Origin of the sequence: Tenacibaculum aiptasiae (assembly GCF_965221665.1) — a bacterium.
GTDB classification, from domain to species: Bacteria; Bacteroidota; Bacteroidia; order Flavobacteriales; family Flavobacteriaceae; genus Polaribacter; species Polaribacter aiptasiae.
The window spans coordinates 472,674-488,993 of the sequence record NZ_CBDCSN010000002.1; the positions used below are offsets into that span (position 1 = coordinate 472,674).

13 protein-coding genes and 2 tRNA genes are annotated in these 16,320 nt (G+C 29.6%); 5 read left to right on the plus strand and 10 right to left on the minus strand.

Annotated features, from left to right (window positions below; translation table 11 throughout):
• Window positions 1-2: 2 nt before the first annotated feature.
• Entirely contained in the window at window positions 3-1,223 is a 1,221-nt protein-coding gene (locus ACOQN8_RS02470; protein WP_420551469.1) for a carboxypeptidase-like regulatory domain-containing protein, read from the plus strand.
• Here the strand turns inward: ACOQN8_RS02470 and ACOQN8_RS02475 are convergent.
• Complete coding sequence (locus tag ACOQN8_RS02475; protein ID WP_420551470.1) at window positions 1,220-2,452, minus strand: glycosyltransferase; 1,233 nt, start codon at window positions 2,450-2,452, stop codon at window positions 1,220-1,222. The two genes, ACOQN8_RS02470 and ACOQN8_RS02475, sit on opposite strands and share 4 nt — an antisense overlap.
• A gap of 114 nt (window positions 2,453-2,566) precedes the next feature.
• On the opposite strand from ACOQN8_RS02475, the gene lpdA reads away from it, so the two are divergent.
• Entirely contained in the window at window positions 2,567-3,967 is a 1,401-nt protein-coding gene (gene lpdA / locus ACOQN8_RS02480; RefSeq protein ID WP_420551471.1) for a dihydrolipoyl dehydrogenase, read from the plus strand.
• 141 nt (window positions 3,968-4,108) lie between these two features.
• Here the strand turns inward: lpdA and ACOQN8_RS02485 are convergent, their stop codons facing one another.
• From ACOQN8_RS02485 to ACOQN8_RS02515, 7 genes are all read right to left on the minus strand, one after another.
• Window positions 4,109-6,226 carry a peptidylprolyl isomerase gene (locus ACOQN8_RS02485; protein ID WP_420551472.1) on the minus strand — a complete coding sequence of 706 codons (2,118 nt, stop codon included), beginning with the start codon at window positions 6,224-6,226 and terminating at the stop codon, window positions 4,109-4,111.
• Between the two features lie 111 nt (window positions 6,227-6,337).
• On the minus strand, window positions 6,338-7,630 hold the full coding sequence (locus tag ACOQN8_RS02490; RefSeq protein WP_420551473.1) for a hemolysin family protein: 1,293 nt from the start codon (window positions 7,628-7,630) through the stop codon (window positions 6,338-6,340).
• On the minus strand, window positions 7,630-7,827 hold the full coding sequence (locus ACOQN8_RS02495; RefSeq protein WP_272150103.1) for a hypothetical protein: 198 nt from the start codon (window positions 7,825-7,827) through the stop codon (window positions 7,630-7,632). Before ACOQN8_RS02495 ends, ACOQN8_RS02490 begins: the two co-directional genes overlap by 1 nt.
• Complete coding sequence (gene lptC / locus ACOQN8_RS02500; protein WP_272150104.1) at window positions 7,827-8,399, minus strand: LPS export ABC transporter periplasmic protein LptC; 573 nt, start codon at window positions 8,397-8,399, stop codon at window positions 7,827-7,829. Before lptC ends, ACOQN8_RS02495 begins: the two co-directional genes overlap by 1 nt.
• A gap of 9 nt (window positions 8,400-8,408) precedes the next feature.
• Window positions 8,409-9,722, minus strand: coding sequence for a hypothetical protein (locus ACOQN8_RS02505; protein WP_420551474.1), 1,314 nt, complete (start codon window positions 9,720-9,722; stop codon window positions 8,409-8,411).
• A 13-nt stretch (window positions 9,723-9,735) separates the two neighbouring features.
• A complete protein-coding gene (bamG, locus tag ACOQN8_RS02510) occupies window positions 9,736-11,004 on the minus strand; it encodes a BamG family beta-barrel-assembly machinery protein (RefSeq protein WP_420551475.1) in 1,269 nt (422 codons plus the stop codon).
• Window positions 10,997-11,728 carry a type III pantothenate kinase gene (locus tag ACOQN8_RS02515; protein ID WP_420551476.1) on the minus strand — a complete coding sequence of 244 codons (732 nt, stop codon included), beginning with the start codon at window positions 11,726-11,728 and terminating at the stop codon, window positions 10,997-10,999. The genes bamG and ACOQN8_RS02515 overlap by 8 nt, the downstream gene beginning before the upstream one ends.
• Window positions 11,729-11,836: 108 nt before the next feature.
• Between ACOQN8_RS02515 and ACOQN8_RS02520 the strand changes: the two genes are divergently transcribed.
• Together ACOQN8_RS02520 and ACOQN8_RS02525 are read left to right on the plus strand one after the other, a co-directional pair.
• Window positions 11,837-11,909: transfer RNA gene (locus ACOQN8_RS02520), tRNA-Phe, on the plus strand.
• A 62-nt stretch (window positions 11,910-11,971) separates the two neighbouring features.
• Window positions 11,972-12,044: transfer RNA gene (locus ACOQN8_RS02525), tRNA-Phe, on the plus strand.
• A gap of 29 nt (window positions 12,045-12,073) precedes the next feature.
• On the opposite strand, the gene ACOQN8_RS02530 is transcribed toward ACOQN8_RS02525, so the two are convergent.
• Both ACOQN8_RS02530 and ACOQN8_RS02535 read right to left on the minus strand, forming a co-directional pair.
• Window positions 12,074-12,685 (minus strand): response regulator transcription factor, encoded by a 612-nt coding sequence (locus ACOQN8_RS02530; protein ID WP_420551477.1) that lies wholly within the window; start codon window positions 12,683-12,685, stop codon window positions 12,074-12,076.
• A gap of 1 nt (window position 12,686) precedes the next feature.
• Window positions 12,687-15,563, minus strand: a complete 2,877-nt coding sequence (locus ACOQN8_RS02535; RefSeq protein ID WP_420551478.1) for a sensor histidine kinase — start codon at window positions 15,561-15,563, stop codon at window positions 12,687-12,689.
• 279 nt (window positions 15,564-15,842) lie between these two features.
• Between ACOQN8_RS02535 and ACOQN8_RS02540 the strand changes: the two genes are divergently transcribed.
• Complete coding sequence (locus tag ACOQN8_RS02540; protein ID WP_272151887.1) at window positions 15,843-16,313, plus strand: sporulation protein; 471 nt, start codon at window positions 15,843-15,845, stop codon at window positions 16,311-16,313.
• The last annotated feature ends 7 nt before the right edge of the window (window positions 16,314-16,320 follow it).

The window sequence follows — 16,320 nt, forward strand, 5'->3', positions numbered from 1 at the left end:
ACATGAAAAAGGGATTTATTTTTTTCTTGCTATTTACTCTTATTTCAATATATAGCTTTTCTCAAACTAAGATTTTAGGAAAGGTTATTTCGGACAGTAATGAGAATATAGAAGGAGCTTCTGTATATCTTAACAATACTACGATTGGTACAATTACTAACGATAAAGGAGAATTTCAATTAAAAGCTCCTAACGGAAATTACACATTAGTAATTTCTTTCCTAGGTTATAAGGTTGAACAAATACCTATCAACTCTCTAAGCAAACAAATTTCTCTTAATATTACTCTTAAGGAAGAAACTACTCTTTTAGATGAAGTTATTGTTCATAAAACTAAATACGATGATGAATGGAAATACAATTTAGCTCGTTTTAAAAAAACTTTTTTAGGAAGAACATCTCTTGCTGAAAAATGTAAAATTCTAAACCCTAAAGTACTTCATTTTGAATTTGATAGAAAAACAAATAGTTTAACTGCTTTTGCTAAGGAACCGTTACAAATAAAACATAAAGGTTTAGGTTATCTGATAACTTATGACTTGGTTCATTTTGAGATTAAAGGCAAACGATTATTTTTTAGTGGATATTCTCGTTATAAAAACCTAAATAAATCTATAAAAAGTAAATGGAAAAAAAGCAGATTAAAAGCTTATAATGGTTCTCGAATGCACTTTTTTAGAAGTTTACTTTTTAAAAACTTAAAAAAAGAAGGTTTTGTTGTAAATCAATTTAAACGAGTATTAAACCCACAAAGACCATCAGAAGAGAAAATAAAAATGGCTAAAGAGTTAATTCAATTACATCGTAAAAACATTAATTTTTCTAAAAAAATAACTACACCAAAAAATCCTTTAGATAGCGCTTTAGTTACTCTTAGAAAAGGTAGATTACCAAAATACAGAGACTATTTATACAAAAAAGATGTACCTTATAAAAGTATGGTTGAATATATTAAAGGTAAGGAATTTTTAAATTTTGAAAATTATCTTTCTATCACCTATACCAAAGAACCTGAAGAAGAAAAATATTTAATGGGTGTATTTGGTAAGCGCAAAAGAGCCTCAGGAGTACAAACTTCTAATATTGTTTTATTAGATGGAAAATCTCAAATTGAGAATGCTGGAATTTTATTGAATCCTCACGCGATTTTTAATGAAGGATATTGGGCCTTTGAATCTTTCGCAAACATGCTTCCTTTGGATTATCAACCACCTAAAAACTAATTCTTATTTTTTTCTTCAATCCACTTACTCATATATTTTGTGGCTTGAAGTGTTTGGTGTTGTAATAAGCTACCTAAAAAATTTTGAGATCGATGAGCATTTAAATTCTTTTGAATTTCAGTTATTCGGTTCAAAAAAGGAAGAATTATTTTTTCTTTCTCATAAATTTTATTTATAATTTCAACTCCCTTTTTCTGAGATTCGTTCCATACTTTTTGGTCAGAATAAAGTAATACTGCTTTATTAGAAAATTCATCCAAATTTGATTCAATAAAACCATTCCATGGTAAATTTTCATGCATACCTTCTGCTCCGATTAAAGTAGTTACAGATGGTGTTCCTGTAATCATAGCTTCTGTTAGCTTTCCTTTGATACCTGCTCCAAAACGGATAGGTGCTAGAACTACTCTTGCCTTACTAATTACTTCAATTGCATCATCTGCAAAACCTTTTACTAAAAAACCTTCTTGTGGTTTATTTAATTGTTTTATTTGTTGCGTTGCATAAGCTCCATAAATATGTATTTCTGCTTTGGGTAATTGTTTTCTTATCTTTTTCCAAACGTGTTTTTTTAATTCTAAAACTGTATCTACATTTGGAGCATGAAAATAATTACCAATAAAAACAAAATAATCTCTTTCTTCAAAAGTTTTCCATTTATTGATTTTACCTTGATCTATTCTATCTAATAAAAATGGAAGATGGTATAATAAACTATCATCTATTTTAAAAACTTCCTTAAGTAATTTCATTTCATAGCTTGAAATAATTAAAGTTAAATCGCATCGTAAAATAGATGCAATCTCTCGCTTAGCATCATCAGAATTCAACAATGTATTTGTAGAAAACTCTTCTCCTTTTTTTAACTGTTTATGACGTGTTTTTCGCAAGAAATGTAAATCTTCAGTATCTAATACACGGAGAGATTTTGGGCTACTTTCTGCTACACGCCAACCAAATTGTTCTTCCATCATAAACCGATCGAACATAACAATATCTGGTTGCAAATCTTTTATAAATTCATCAAAAGAAGAAGAATTTAACTCAATAGAAACCTCTTCAACTCCTACATTCGTTAACTCAATTGAATTTTCGGTTTTTTGGGCAGGACTACCAAAAAGAATTTTATAATCTTGATTTTTAAAAACCTCTATAAGCTGTAACATTCTATTTCCAGCTCCAGTGGTTTTTTCTACCCAAACATACCCAATTATTAAAAGTGTTTTCATATAATTTTCAAAGGTATAACAAATAGAACAAAACAAATCTAAAAACCTTTATTGCAAGTCAGTTAGATTGTGTAATTTTGTAGTTATAATTCTGAAATACAAAATATAAAACAGATGAAATACGATTTAATCGTTATTGGTTCTGGACCAGGTGGATATATTGCTGCCATCAGAGCTTCTCAATTAGGTTCTAAAGTTGCTATCATTGAAAAATATTCAACTTTAGGTGGTACATGTTTAAATGTTGGGTGTATTCCTTCTAAAGCATTATTAGACTCTTCTCACCATTATTATGACGCTATAAAACATTTTGACGAACATGGAATTTCTGTTGAAAATCCTACGTTTGACTTTGGTAAAATGGTTGCTCGTAAAGCGAATGTGGTAGAGACTACTACTGGAGGAATCAAATATTTAATGGATAAAAATAATATTGATGTTTACGAAGGTTTAGGTTCTTTTGAGGATGCTACTCATGTAAAAGTTAGTAAAAATGATGGTACTTCAGAAGTTATTGAAGGTACAAATATCATTATTGCTACTGGTTCTAAACCATCTACATTACCTTTTATTTCTATTGATAAAGAACGTGTAATTACTTCTACTGAAGCTTTAAAATTAAAAGAAGTTCCAAAACATTTATTAGTTATTGGTGGTGGAGTTATTGGATTGGAATTAGGTTCTGTTTATAAACGCTTAGGTGCTGATGTAACAGTTATCGAATATGCTCCAACAATTACTCCTACTATGGATAAAGATGTTTCTAAAGAGCTTACTAAAGTTTTAAAGAAACAAGGAATGAAATTTAACACTAGTCATGGTGTTACTTCTGTTGAAAGAAATGGTGATGAAGTTGTTGTAAAAGCAACTAACAAAAAAGGAGAAGAAGTTACATTTACTGGTGATTACTGTTTAGTATCTGTTGGACGTAGACCTTATACTGAAGGTTTAGCTTTAGATAAAGCTGGTGTAAAAGTTACTGAAAGAGGTATGGTTGAAGTAAATGACCATTTACAGACAAACGTTTCTAACATTTATGCTATTGGTGATGTAGTACGTGGTGCTATGTTAGCTCATAAAGCTGAAGAAGAAGGTGTTGTTGTTGCTGAGTATTTAGCTGGACAAAAGCCTCATATTGATTATAATTTAATTCCTGGTATTGTATATACTTGGCCAGAAGTTGCCGCTGTTGGTAAAACTGAACAAGAATTAAAAGATGCTGGTATTGAATATAAAGCTGGTAAATTCTCAATGCGTGCTTTAGGACGTTCTCGTGCTAGTGGAGACATTGATGGATTTGTAAAAGTTTTAGCTGATAAAAATACTGATGAAGTATTAGGTGTTCACATGGTTGGTGCTCGTGTAGCTGATTTAATTATGGAAGCTGCCGTAGCTATGGAATTTAGAGCTTCTGCTGAAGATTTAGCTCGTATTTGTCATGGACATCCAACGTATTCTGAAGCAGTAAAAGAAGCTGCTAAAGCTGCTTGGGATGGAAAACCATTAAACGCTTAATAAAAAGCTTTAAAACATATTTAAAAAGCAATCTCAAATGAGATTGCTTTTTTGTTTATACCATGGAGAGTTTCATTTATATAATAACATAAAAAAAGCCGAACGAATATCGTTCGGCTTTTTTATTAAGTTTTCTAATCCTTATTGGATTCCGTAGAATGAACTTATGTTATCTTCTATATTTGAAGCTTTTTTAACTGCTTCATACATTTGGAATGTCTTGTTCTTTCTCTCATTAGCTAAACGCTTTCTGTAAGTATCGTAATTTGGTAAAGCAGTTGGTAACTCTCTAGACTCAACTTCAAAAGCAAAAACTCCTTTATCACCTGATACATTCTTAATTACTTGCTTTTCTTTAGCATTTAACATTGCTCCTACAACTTTAGGCTCATAACCTACTCCTGCTAAGGTTGGTGAATTTAAATTAACATCTGCAGCATTTCTTACTATTTCATTAACAGACTTAGCAATATCAGCTAATGTGGCTCCGCTAATTTTATCTTCTATCATTTTAGCTTTTCTTTCGTTCATTAAAATAGGGCGAACTCTTGAAATTGCTTTATCTACTGGCATTAAACCTTTTTCTGTTATTCCTGTTAAAACAGCTACTACATATCCTCCTTCTACATCAAAACGTTTAAAACTTCCTTTATTTACATCATTTCCAAAAGACCAAGTAATAATCTCTCTTTCATTACCAACACCTGGAACCATTTCATCTAATGACTTTAATCCTACTGCTGGGAAAGATGCTAAACTTTTTTCCTTTACTGCTTCGTCAAAATCTTTACCATTTGCTAACTCTAAAGCGAAAGTTTCTGCATCTTGGAAAATTGCATTTTCTGTTGCCTCAGAAGCTTCTATCTTACGTCCAAATGTTACTAACTTAACAGCTGGTTGAAAGTTTTTATGACCATCGATTTTGATTACGTGGAAACCAAATGGAGATTGTACTACTCCCATATCTCCTTCTTTACCTTCAAAAACAAAGTCTCTAAAACTTGGTACCATTCTGTTGTAACTAAACCAATCGTAAAAACCACCTTTATCTGCTGATCCTTTATCAGAAGACATTTCTTTAGCTAAATCTGCAAATTTAGATTTATCAGCTTTTACCACTGCTAATAAACTATCAGCTGTTTTCTTTGCTTCTTCTTCTGTTTGAGTTACAGTTGCATCTGCACTTGAAGCTCCAACGAAAGGAATTAAGATATGGCTTGCTTGTGCTGAATCTGGTAATTGAATTACTTTAGAAATTTTAGAAATTTTGAAGTGATCTGCATCTTTATATGGTCCAAATACATCACCTTCTTTTCCATTAAAAATTTCTTCTGCAATTACCTGTGGTACTTGTACCTTAAATTTATAATTATCATCTAAAGATATATCTGATTGGTTTTCATCTAAAAACTCAACATAATCAGTAGCATTTTTTAATCCTTTAATTACAACTCCTCTATTGTCAGAATCATTAATTAATTTAGCTACTTCTTCTTTAGTTGCAGCTTCGTCTGCTTCAGTTGGTTTAATATCGAATTTTACAAATTTAATATCTCTTGAAGCTTCAACTTGAAACTCATCCTCATGCTTTTTGATGTAATTTTCAACATCACTCTTTTTTAGTACAACTAAACTGTCTGCTATTGTAGTGTATGGTACATAAACAAATTTTGCATTTACTTTAGTATTTTCACTTAAATACTGAGCTTCACCTTCTTTTAAAGATGCTCCTAAACCAGCAGCTACTAAGTTATCGTAAGTTGTTTTTTCTATATTATTTTTTAAAGAAGTCATGTAGTTTTGCCAAATACTCCACTCTTGACCATTTTCTTCTTTAATTCTTGCTAAGAATTCTTTTAATTTATTTTTATCGAATATACCTGAAGTTTGAAATCTAGGATCATTCTGTAATGCTGGAGAATCATAAAGAGCAGTCATAATATCTTCGTCTCCTACTGTAATACCTGCCTCTTCTAATTGAGTTTGATAAATCTTTTGTCTGATTAAGTTATTCCAAACAGTTTTTGCTGCCTGCATTTCAGAAACTCTATTTCCAGTTTGTGCTTTGTATGCATCTAAAGCTTCGGCAAATTCTTGGCGCGATATAGTTTCACCATTCACTTCCCCTACTTCATTTACTTTACTTGCATTAAAAAAATCTGATATTGTAGATGGGTCTAAAACAAATGCAAAAAGTGCTAAACCAATTACAAGAATTAAGAACATTGAACGTTCTCTAATTTTCGATAAAATTGCCATACGTAGTTTATTTTATTAACAGTGTGCGAAAATACAATTTCACATTAAATAATGCAATGTTTTTTTTAGCTGTTTTTGAGGTAGTTTGCTATGTTAAGCTTAAAATTCTCTCTACTCTTCTTTATCGAGAACTTTCAAATAAATAGTATCTATTTTGGTAGCACTTGCTTTCAATATTTTAATTTGAAACTTATTTACTTCCAAAATTTCTTCTTGTTTTGGGATTGTTTCAGTATAATTTATAATAAAACCTCCTAAAGTTTCATAGGCCTCTTCTTTAGGAATACTTAAATCATATTCTTCATTTAAATAATCAACTTCTAACCTTGCTGATAAATTAAATTCCTCTTCACTTATTCTTTCTTCTAACAATTCTTGATTATCATGTTCATCTTCAATTTCTCCAAATAACTCTTCAACAATATCTTCAACTGTTATAATTCCTGATGTTCCTCCATATTCATCTACAACCACTGCAATGCTTTTACGTTTCTTCATCAAACTATTCAAAACATCGTTTATAATCATTGATTCTGGAACAAACTCAACTGGCAACAATATTGATTTGATTGCTCTAGGTTTTTTAAATAATTCGAAAGCGTTTACATATCCTAAAATATCGTCTAAAGAATTCTTATAAACCAGAACTTTAGATAAACCTGTTGATATAAAAACTTTCTTAAGGTTACTTACAGACTCATGTATATCTACTGCTATGATTTCTGTACGAGGCACCATTATTTCTCTTGCTTTTACTTTATGAAACTCTAATGCATTTTGAAAAATTTGAATTTCGGAATCAACTTCTCCTTCATCATTTCCTCCATCTAATTGTTCTGAAATATAATTCCCTAGTTCTTCTTTACTGAATTCTGTTTGCACTGCATCTTCTTTTGTTTTGAAAAATACACGTAAAAAGAAATCAGAAATTTTTGTAATAACCCAAGTTATTCCATAAAAAATCAAGTAAAAAACATAGGCGGGTATCACAAATACCTTTAGCATTTCATTTGCATAAATTCTAAAGATAGCCTTAGGTAAAAACTCAGCTGTAACTAGTATTACAACTGTTGATATAATGGTTTGTGTTAGTAAACTTAAATCATCTAATAAATAGTTTATAAACGATATATTTGTTGGCAACAATGATTGAAACCAAGTCATTAACATTTGCCCCATAAAATAACTATAAATCACCAGTGCAACATTATTTCCTACTAACATAGTAGTAATAAACTTAGATGATTTTCTTGTTAGTTTTGCTAAAATCTTAGGCAAAATTCCTTCTCTCTTTTTTTCTAGCTCAATATGTAGTTTATTGGCTGAAACAAAAGCTATTTCCATCCCCGAAAAAAAGGCTGAAAACAATATAGAAGTTAAAATTATAATGACTTCAAGTTGCATTAACGCTGTTGGTTTCTATTTTCTACTTTTCTTCTAAAATGTCTTTTAAAGAAGAAAATTAATGTAATAAAGATAGCAAATCCAAACATAATAAATGCTTCTTCTTTATCTGAATTCCATTTTAAGATCCCTTCTACTAAAAAAATAACACCTACAACAAGGTATCCATATTGTAAATATTTCCAAAGTGTGTTCATTATATTTCTTTTTGATTTGCCTCTACGTCTCCTGTAATATCTTTAGCTATCCATTTGGTTAAGTCTTCTTTTGACTCAAACCCAAATCCATTAATTACACTTTTTGGGGTAGTTAATCTAAACCCGTCTTCTGTAAAAAAATAGTGTTCTTTTTGATCCCAAAATAGCTGATTGGTTTCTAATTTAGAATTTTCCGTATGATTTACAATTACTACATTACCTTTAATTTCTGAAACCTTAGTTTTGTTATAAGTTAAAGCATAATTACCAGTAATTGTTATAGAATCTTTTCCATTTTTACTTATTGACACTATTTCTATTCCTTTTGGAAATTCATTATACGGATGTTTTTTTCTATTAGAAAAATCGTAAAAAACTGGAGCTTTTGTTTTTGAAGTTATTTTTCCAGAGTCTTTATGTATGTGATAAATATTCTTAGCCGTACCCATTGGTAAATTCTTATCAGCTAAAAAATCACGTACTTCTTTTTTTGTGTTTGTGCAAGAAAAAAACATTGCTACCAAACAAATGGCAGCAATGCTATTATATATATTTACTAAAAATGATTTCATTTAAATCTATTAAGGAATACGAACAGTTTCACCTATCCAACATCCAATTTTATGGCTTCCTCCAGATGAAACTCCTTTTTGGAAAATCAATTTCTTAGATGGTACATTTTTTCTATAGCTAGAAATATATCTTCCTGCTCCACATCCTGGATCAACTCTCTTTGCTTTTAATGCCTTATTTAAAGCTGCAACGTATACCATTCTTTTTTCAAACTCATCGCTTCCACAAGAGTTAGCACTTTTTTGGTATAAACTAGCTATGAACAAATATGCTTTACCCATATTTGGGTTGTACTTTAAAGCTTCATATGCTAAAGCTCTTGCTCTACTTCCGCTTGCACTTTGAGCTTCTCTTAACTTATACTTTGCTTTTTTAAATGGGTCTGTTTCTAAATCAAATGCTTTCTTTCTCATTTGTGCAGCTCCACTCTTATCTCCATTCTTAGATAATACTCCTGCTAAGAAGTTATATGCATCTGCTGATTGGGTAGCTTCTGCATAAGAATTTGCTAACTTCTCAAATAAAGGATCTGATTGACAACCTTTATTATACATTCTTGACACCGCTCTTTTTAACCAAACTCCATTAGTTTTATTCGCTTCAAAATCTCTAGTATAGATAGGTATTAATCTTTCACATGTTGCTAATTTAGATATCATTGCATCTAGTCCTCCTTCAACTTTACCTAATGCAGATGAATTCATAGTATAAGCTCTTAATAACTTTTTCTCTTTAGCCCCAATAGTTCCCATTGAATCTTTCTCCTGTAAACCTGGTATTTTCTTACTATAACCATCTAACTTCTCTTGTACAGATTCCATTACATCATCATAAGTATCAAATACTACTTGTGGGTTTGTATCTTTATTTTGCTCGGTTACTGCTTTAAAATATCTAAAGATATTTTTTACCCCCATATCTTTTGGAGAAATTTTATAAGCCTTCTTTAAAAGTTCAAAAACTTCAGCATCAGTCCCTAATTTATTTTTAATTAAATAAGTAGCATAATCATTATGAGCTTTAGCTGCTCCCTTGTTAGGAAAATTAGCTAATCTTGTTTCGTAAATTCTTTTTGCTAAAACTGGATCTTTTAATTTATCTGCTACTTTCGCTCCAATTTTATAAATATTAACCGATAATTTAGGGCAATTCGTTAATAAATATTCTAAACTAGGTTTAGCTTGTGCATATTTTTTGGTATTAGCATCTCCTTTAAAAAGGTTATACTTTATATTACACTCTTGACTTGCCTGCGCTTTAACACCATTTACGGCTACAAACAAAAATAATCCTGTAAGTAAATACGTAAGTTTTTTCATCATTTATCAGTTTTTATTAATCTATTTGTCGTTTTTTAAACCAGTTAATATCGTTCAAAGATAAACTTAATCTTATATTAAAATAATTTTCTTTTATAAGATTATTATTTGTTGTCCCTTTTTGTCCGTATTCGAATCCTAAATTCAAATTAGATACCTGTCCTGGTAATGGCAATCCTAAACCAACATTTATGCCAAAGTCTTTTATAGAAGTAAATTCGTTATTAGTTTTAACTTGTAATCCTGTATCTTCAATACGCAAACCTGCTCTATAAACAATTCGATCCCAGTAACTTGATATTGAATTAATCTTTGGAAGATAATAACCTCCTAAAGAAAATTTATTTGATTTACCATATCTGTATGCTCCTCCATTTGCTATTAAAGAACTTGAAGTACTTAAAGCATTTTGGAATTGTTGGTTAATTCCTACATACCATTTGTTTTCTTTTCCTAATCCTATTCCAAAAACACTTTTTAAAGGAATGCTTAAATCACCATTAACTGATCTATTAAATAATTCATCTTTTAATATTTCCTGACCAGAACTTGAAAATGCTAATGAATACATTTTCTCGTTCCCTTTAGCTGACAAGTCTCCATCTAATGTAACTGAAACTCCAGAATATAAATTTAATTTATTTTTTAATTCTTTTTTGTATTGAGCTCCTATTTTAAACTGACCTCCTCTTAAATTTACCTTCTCTTCTTGCTTTGTAGCAAAGGCTACATTTACTCTTTGGTTTAATACACTATTAGTAAGGTTTCCAAATATAAATCCTGCTTCAAGTCCAACTGAGAAACCTTCGAAAACATACATTCCAAAACTTGCATAAATCTTACTAGCTCCTCCTTCTCCTCTAAATAAATTAAATTCATTACTAGTTTGATTTTCTAATAAAGAATATCCTACTGAAGAAAACGGCTGTAAACCAACTGATACTCCTGCTTTTTTACCTATAGGAAAACCTAATGCTAAATAACGTAAATTTGTTGAATTTCCAGTTTGTGATTTGTCACCTTCTTTTATTGTTAAAAAGCTTAAACTTCCTCCAATACCATAGGTTGCAGCTCTTAAATCTGCATTAGCTGCTGGGTTGGTAAAATTTAAACGATGTGTATCTTTTAAAGCAACACCAATACCTCCCATAGATGCTTGCTCTACAGTAACTGCTTCAAAACTTTCTCCTATTCCAAAATAAGAGTATGGTGATGCACTATTTCTTTGTGCTACTATTGTTATTGTACTAAATACGAGTACCCCTAATAAAAATCTCTTAATCATTCGCTATATTGTATATCAAAATAGTTTGTAACCCTTCCAAAACAAAATTTGGATGGGCAAATATGCCACTTTTTAATTGTTTAGCCAAGAAATATGTATCTCCACCTGTTAAAACAACTGTTAAATCTTGATACTCATCTTCATATTGCTTTATAACCCCACTTATTTCATTACAAATTCCATTCACAACTCCTGAATGTATTGAGCTTTTTGTATCCTTACCTATAAAGCTTAAAACTTCATTTGGTTTTAATAACGGTAATTTAGAAGTGAAATTATGTAACGCTTTGTACCTCATATTTATCCCTGGAGATATAGCTCCGCCTAAATATTCTTTTTTATTATTAATAAAATCGAAAGTAATACAAGTTCCTGCATCGATAACTAATACATTTCTTTTAGGATACTTTTTAACTGCTGCTGATGCCAATGCTATTCTATCTACTCCTAATGTTTTTGGCGAATGATAAAAATTACTAAAAGGGACTTTTGTTTCATTATCTAAAAAAATTGGATCTAATAATTCGACTATTTTATCCCTATCTGAGTCTGAAAAATTGGTTACTGAAGATATAATAGACCCTGAAATCTTAAATTTTGAAATAATTTTTTTCAATTCTGAAATAATTTTTTCCTTTTCAAAAATGAAAACTTCTTTTATCGTATTTATTTCAAAAACAGCAACTTTAACTCTAGTATTACCTACATCAATAATCAAATTCATATCTCTAATTCTTAGATTTCAAATTTACAATACATTTTTTTAAAACAATTACTTTGTATAATTAAAAAACCATTGTATATTTGCATCCGCTTAACGAAAGTAGCAACTGGTGCCTTAGCTCAGTTGGTAGAGCAAAGGACTGAAAATCCTTGTGTCCCTGGTTCGATTCCTGGAGGCACCACTATTTAAATTTTAACTTTGGTTATAATTTTTATACGATTGTTACTTCAATAAGCTTTAACTGGTGCCTTAGCTCAGTTGGTAGAGCAAAGGACTGAAAATCCTTGTGTCCCTGGTTCGATTCCTGGAGGCACCACCGAAAACCCGAACATTCGTTCGGGTTTTTTATTTAAACTTATTTAATTTTCGTATCAGTTCTTCTTTCTTACTTACATGTAATTTTTCGTAAATATTTCTTGTATGTGTTTTAATTGTATTTACAGATAAACACAATTCTTCAGCTATAGTAGCATAACTCTTTCCTTTAGATAATAATTTAACCACCTCATTTTCTCTAACCGTTAACTCTTCTTGCTTGGGAACTTGAAAATAAGAAACCACCTTACGGGCTATATTCCCACTCATAGGTGACCCCCCATTTTTAACTTGCCTTAAAGCGTTTATTAATTCTTCTGGACTCGTGTTTTTAGTTAAATACCCTATAGCTCCTGCTGATAAAGCTTCGAAAATATAATCAGAGTCTTCATACACTGATATAACCATGCTCTTAGCCTTTGGATTTTGATAATAAAACCTTTTCACTCCTTCAATTCCATTTATCCCAGGTAACTTTATATCTATTAAAATTATATCTGGACTTACATTTTTACAATAAGAAAGCGCTTCTTCACAATTTAAAAAAGCTCCAATAACTTCAAACTCTTCCGAAGAGTTAACTATTTCTTTAAAAGATATTAAAAGACTCTCATTATCTTCTATAATAACTACATTTTTCATCTTACTCTCTTATTTTCTTTTCGAAACTAACTTTAAATCCATTTAAAGTATCCATACTTAAAACAGCATTAATTGATTTCATTCTTTCTTTCATATTTCTCAATCCATTTTTTCTTCCTAGGGCTTCTAAATCACATCCTACTCCATTATCTTCCAATGTTATTTTTAAAACTCCTTTATTTAAATACACTGAAAACAATACTTCTGTAGCTTTACTATGTTTTAATACATTAGTCATAGCTTCTTTAAAAACTAACACCAATTGTTTATTCCAATAATGCGGTAAATAAACACCTGATTTAGCTACATTATTTGCACTCTTAAAATTGATATCAGAATATTCAAACAGTTTTTCTCCAAAATCATTTAAATAAATCTGAACCTCACTAAGTTTGTTATTTTTATAATCTAAAGACCAAACAAAATCTCTCATACCAGCATATAAAAAATTAGCGTCTTTATTTATTTGACTCAAATTTGGATATATATTACTTTCTTCCGTTGTCTTTTTGAGTGATAAATTTGACAACATTGATATACTAGCTAATTTATTACCTAAATCATCATGAAAATCTTGTGCTATCTGATGTCTTACATTCTTAAGTTCTTTTTGCAACTTCTCCCTCTCCAGTAAGGTCCTTTGTATTATTTTATTCTTTCTCCTCGACTCTATTAACTGTTTATACACTAATAATACAATACTACTTGCGATGAAAAAAATTAACGACACATAAAACCACAACTGCTTATACCACGGGTAAATAATTTCAAAATCGTAAATCTTAGAATAATTCCAATCGCTCAAACCATCCTTATACCTAAAAACAATTTGGTAATTATCTTCTATTAAATTCTTAAAATCTATTTTATTATCTGAAGTTTCAATCCAAGAATCTTTATTTAACTGATATTGAACTTTTACAGTATTTGCATTTGTAAAATTAATGGAGGTTATTTCAAAACTCGTATTCTCTTGTTTTATTTTTAAACTTGTATGCGATATAGGACTAAATGGTTGTGAATTATCATATTTAAAAAGCCCTTTATTTCCTACCACATATAAGGAACTATCGTATTCTGCTATTTTCTTTACTGAAGAAGATTCTTGTCCTAAATTTTTATCTAACGAATAAAATATTTCTTTTTTTAAAACATTCAACCCTTTTTGTGTAGCCGTCCAAAGAACTTTATGTTTATCTATAAAAAGATCATTCACATAATTACTTAATAAACCATCTTTAATTGTAAATCGTTTAACAATTTTATTATTAGAAACTTTATAAACTCCATTACTTGTTGCTAACCATAAAAACTCACCATCTTTTTCAATATCCATGAATATATTAGACTCTATCCCTAAATTTTCACTCCATTTTTCTAACTTCCCTGAAAGAACATTTAATTTATAAACTCCTAAAGCTCCAAATACCACATAAACATTATCTTTATATACAATTGCATTTTTTAAATAAGCTCCTTCTACTGTATGAAACTCGCCTTTTTTTATTGTTTCATCATCTACTATTTTAAACGATAATCCAGAAACCTCAACCTGTTTCTCTTTAATATTGAAGTTAAAATGCTTACAGTTTTCGTTTTTTAATTGAAAATCCCCTATTTTTTCTTTATAACTTCGGTTTCTTTTATTAGGAGCAATTACATTGATCAAATTACTTTCTTTGACTTGAAAAACCTCCGTATGAAATGGTATTTTTATAGATGTAATAGCTGAATTTCTTACATTATAAACTATGTTAGGAGCCATAGTTATAAGTCCCTCTTTATAAACAGCTACATCTCTTAAATCTGGATTTAAAAAAAAATGTTTATCGTAAAAAACATTATTAGTGTTAAGCACCTGATAAATTCCATTCCCATAAGTTGTAATCCATAAATTTGCATCATTATCAAACATAAAATCTGATACTGAACTCTTTAATAAATATTTCCTTGATATATTAGTTATAGAATCATTTAGATAATTATACCTATACAGCTCCCTCGTTCCATTCTCAGCGTTTATGAATACAAAAAATATTTTGTCTTTATAAATTTGAAGTTGTATTATCTTCCCTTTCTCTAAATTAAGTGCCTTTTTGCTTATCAATCTTTTTCCTTCATAAAAAAACAAGATATTGTAAGATGATAATATATAGTTGTTATTATTTTTTGTTAGTGCATGAATATTTTTGTCTCCTACCCCTTCAAAATATTCTTTATCATATACTAAATCATTTAGCGAATAAACTCCTTTTAATGGACTGTCTTTTGCTGTATTTAACTCTGAATCGAATACATAAAGTTTACCTTCAACAAACTCTTGATTTATATCTAGAATTGTTTTTTTAAATTCATTTTTTAATTTCAATAATAAATGTTCTTTATCAAAACCTAAAAAATGAGGAATAACTTCTCTTGTGTTTAAATTATAAAATATTTGTTTACTATTATTGGTTACACCATAAACTAGCGTATCATTTAATTTAAAAATTTTACTAATTTTCGAGTAGTCTTTAACCCTAGATTGCTTTTTTAAAATGCTATCATTTTTTAAAATATGAATTCCTCTTCCCCAAGTAGCTATAAGATATTCTTCCTTTTCAGCATCTTCAATAACATCAATTACGAAATTAGACTTTAAGCCTTTATCACTACCAAAAACAACAAACTCACTACCATTATACTTTACTAATCCATCATCTGTTCCAATCCAAATAAAACCTTCAGAATCCTGAATTATCTGATAAGTAATATCATGCGAAAGTCCTTCTTCTGTTGTAAAATGCTTATACACTGCATTCTGAGCAATTGTATTCAAGACTGACATCATTCCTAAAAAAAGAAGTATCGTATTGTAATATGTATTAAATGTTTTCAATATCAAAACAGTAGTAAACTACAAATATCAATATTTTAAAAATAGAAAAATCACCTTTTTAGGGTGAAATAAACTTGAGTTATTCATTATAATTTTGCCTCAAAAACAAATTGTTTTTGGTAATACTGTTTTTGAAGGGTAAAGTATTACTTCTATAAAAGCTCATTTTTTAATTAAATGAGCTTTTCTTAAAAATCACCCCTTTCGGGTGAAGTCAACTCATTTTACTTCAAATAATTTTACAGCATAATTATATACCTAATTACAAATAAAATTACGATGAAACTATTACAAACGATTAAAAACAAACTTGGTATAGGTGGTGTTAAAGTGAAATTATTAGTACCTGGTCAAGTTAAACAAGATTCTAACATTGTTTATGGCAGTGTTGAGTTAAAATCAAAAAGCGATCAAGAAGTAAAAAACATGCGCTTTGTATTTATTGAAGAGTTTTCTAAAGGAAGAGGAGACAACCAAACAACTAGATCTTTCGAACTAGGCGAAACAACAAACGACAACAGCTTCTTTATTAAAGCTGGAGAAAATAAAACTTTTGATTTCGAATTACCCTTTCAACTTTTAAAATCTAATGCAGATAATCTAAAGGAAAAAGGCGGTACTATTGGAAAAATTGGAAGTATTGCAAAATTCGCTAACAATGAAAAATCTGCTTACTTCATTAAAGTAGAGGTCGATGTAAAAAGCGCTGTTTTAGACCCATTCGATAAAAAAGAAATAAGATTAGTTTAATACTCAT

What these genes read in the sequence shown, in the direction of transcription:
- lpdA (WP_420551471.1), top strand. Translation starts at nt 2,567, where the DNA reads ATGAAATACGATTTAATCGTTATTGGTTCTGGACCAGGTGGATATATT.
- ACOQN8_RS02495 (WP_272150103.1), bottom strand. Translation starts at nt 7,827, where the DNA reads ATGAACACACTTTGGAAATATTTACAATATGGATACCTTGTTGTAGGT.
- ACOQN8_RS02515 (WP_420551476.1), bottom strand. Translation starts at nt 11,728, where the DNA reads ATGAATTTGATTATTGATGTAGGTAATACTAGAGTTAAAGTTGCTGTT.
- ACOQN8_RS02505 (WP_420551474.1), bottom strand. Translation starts at nt 9,722, where the DNA reads ATGATGAAAAAACTTACGTATTTACTTACAGGATTATTTTTGTTTGTA.
- lptC (WP_272150104.1), bottom strand. Translation starts at nt 8,399, where the DNA reads ATGAAATCATTTTTAGTAAATATATATAATAGCATTGCTGCCATTTGT.
- ACOQN8_RS02540 (WP_272151887.1), top strand. Translation starts at nt 15,843, where the DNA reads ATGAAACTATTACAAACGATTAAAAACAAACTTGGTATAGGTGGTGTT.
- ACOQN8_RS02485 (WP_420551472.1), bottom strand. Translation starts at nt 6,226, where the DNA reads ATGGCAATTTTATCGAAAATTAGAGAACGTTCAATGTTCTTAATTCTT.
- bamG (WP_420551475.1), bottom strand. Translation starts at nt 11,004, where the DNA reads ATGATTAAGAGATTTTTATTAGGGGTACTCGTATTTAGTACAATAACA.
- ACOQN8_RS02530 (WP_420551477.1), bottom strand. Translation starts at nt 12,685, where the DNA reads ATGAAAAATGTAGTTATTATAGAAGATAATGAGAGTCTTTTAATATCT.
- ACOQN8_RS02475 (WP_420551470.1), bottom strand. Translation starts at nt 2,452, where the DNA reads ATGAAAACACTTTTAATAATTGGGTATGTTTGGGTAGAAAAAACCACT.
- ACOQN8_RS02490 (WP_420551473.1), bottom strand. Translation starts at nt 7,630, where the DNA reads ATGCAACTTGAAGTCATTATAATTTTAACTTCTATATTGTTTTCAGCC.
- ACOQN8_RS02470 (WP_420551469.1), top strand. Translation starts at nt 3, where the DNA reads ATGAAAAAGGGATTTATTTTTTTCTTGCTATTTACTCTTATTTCAATA.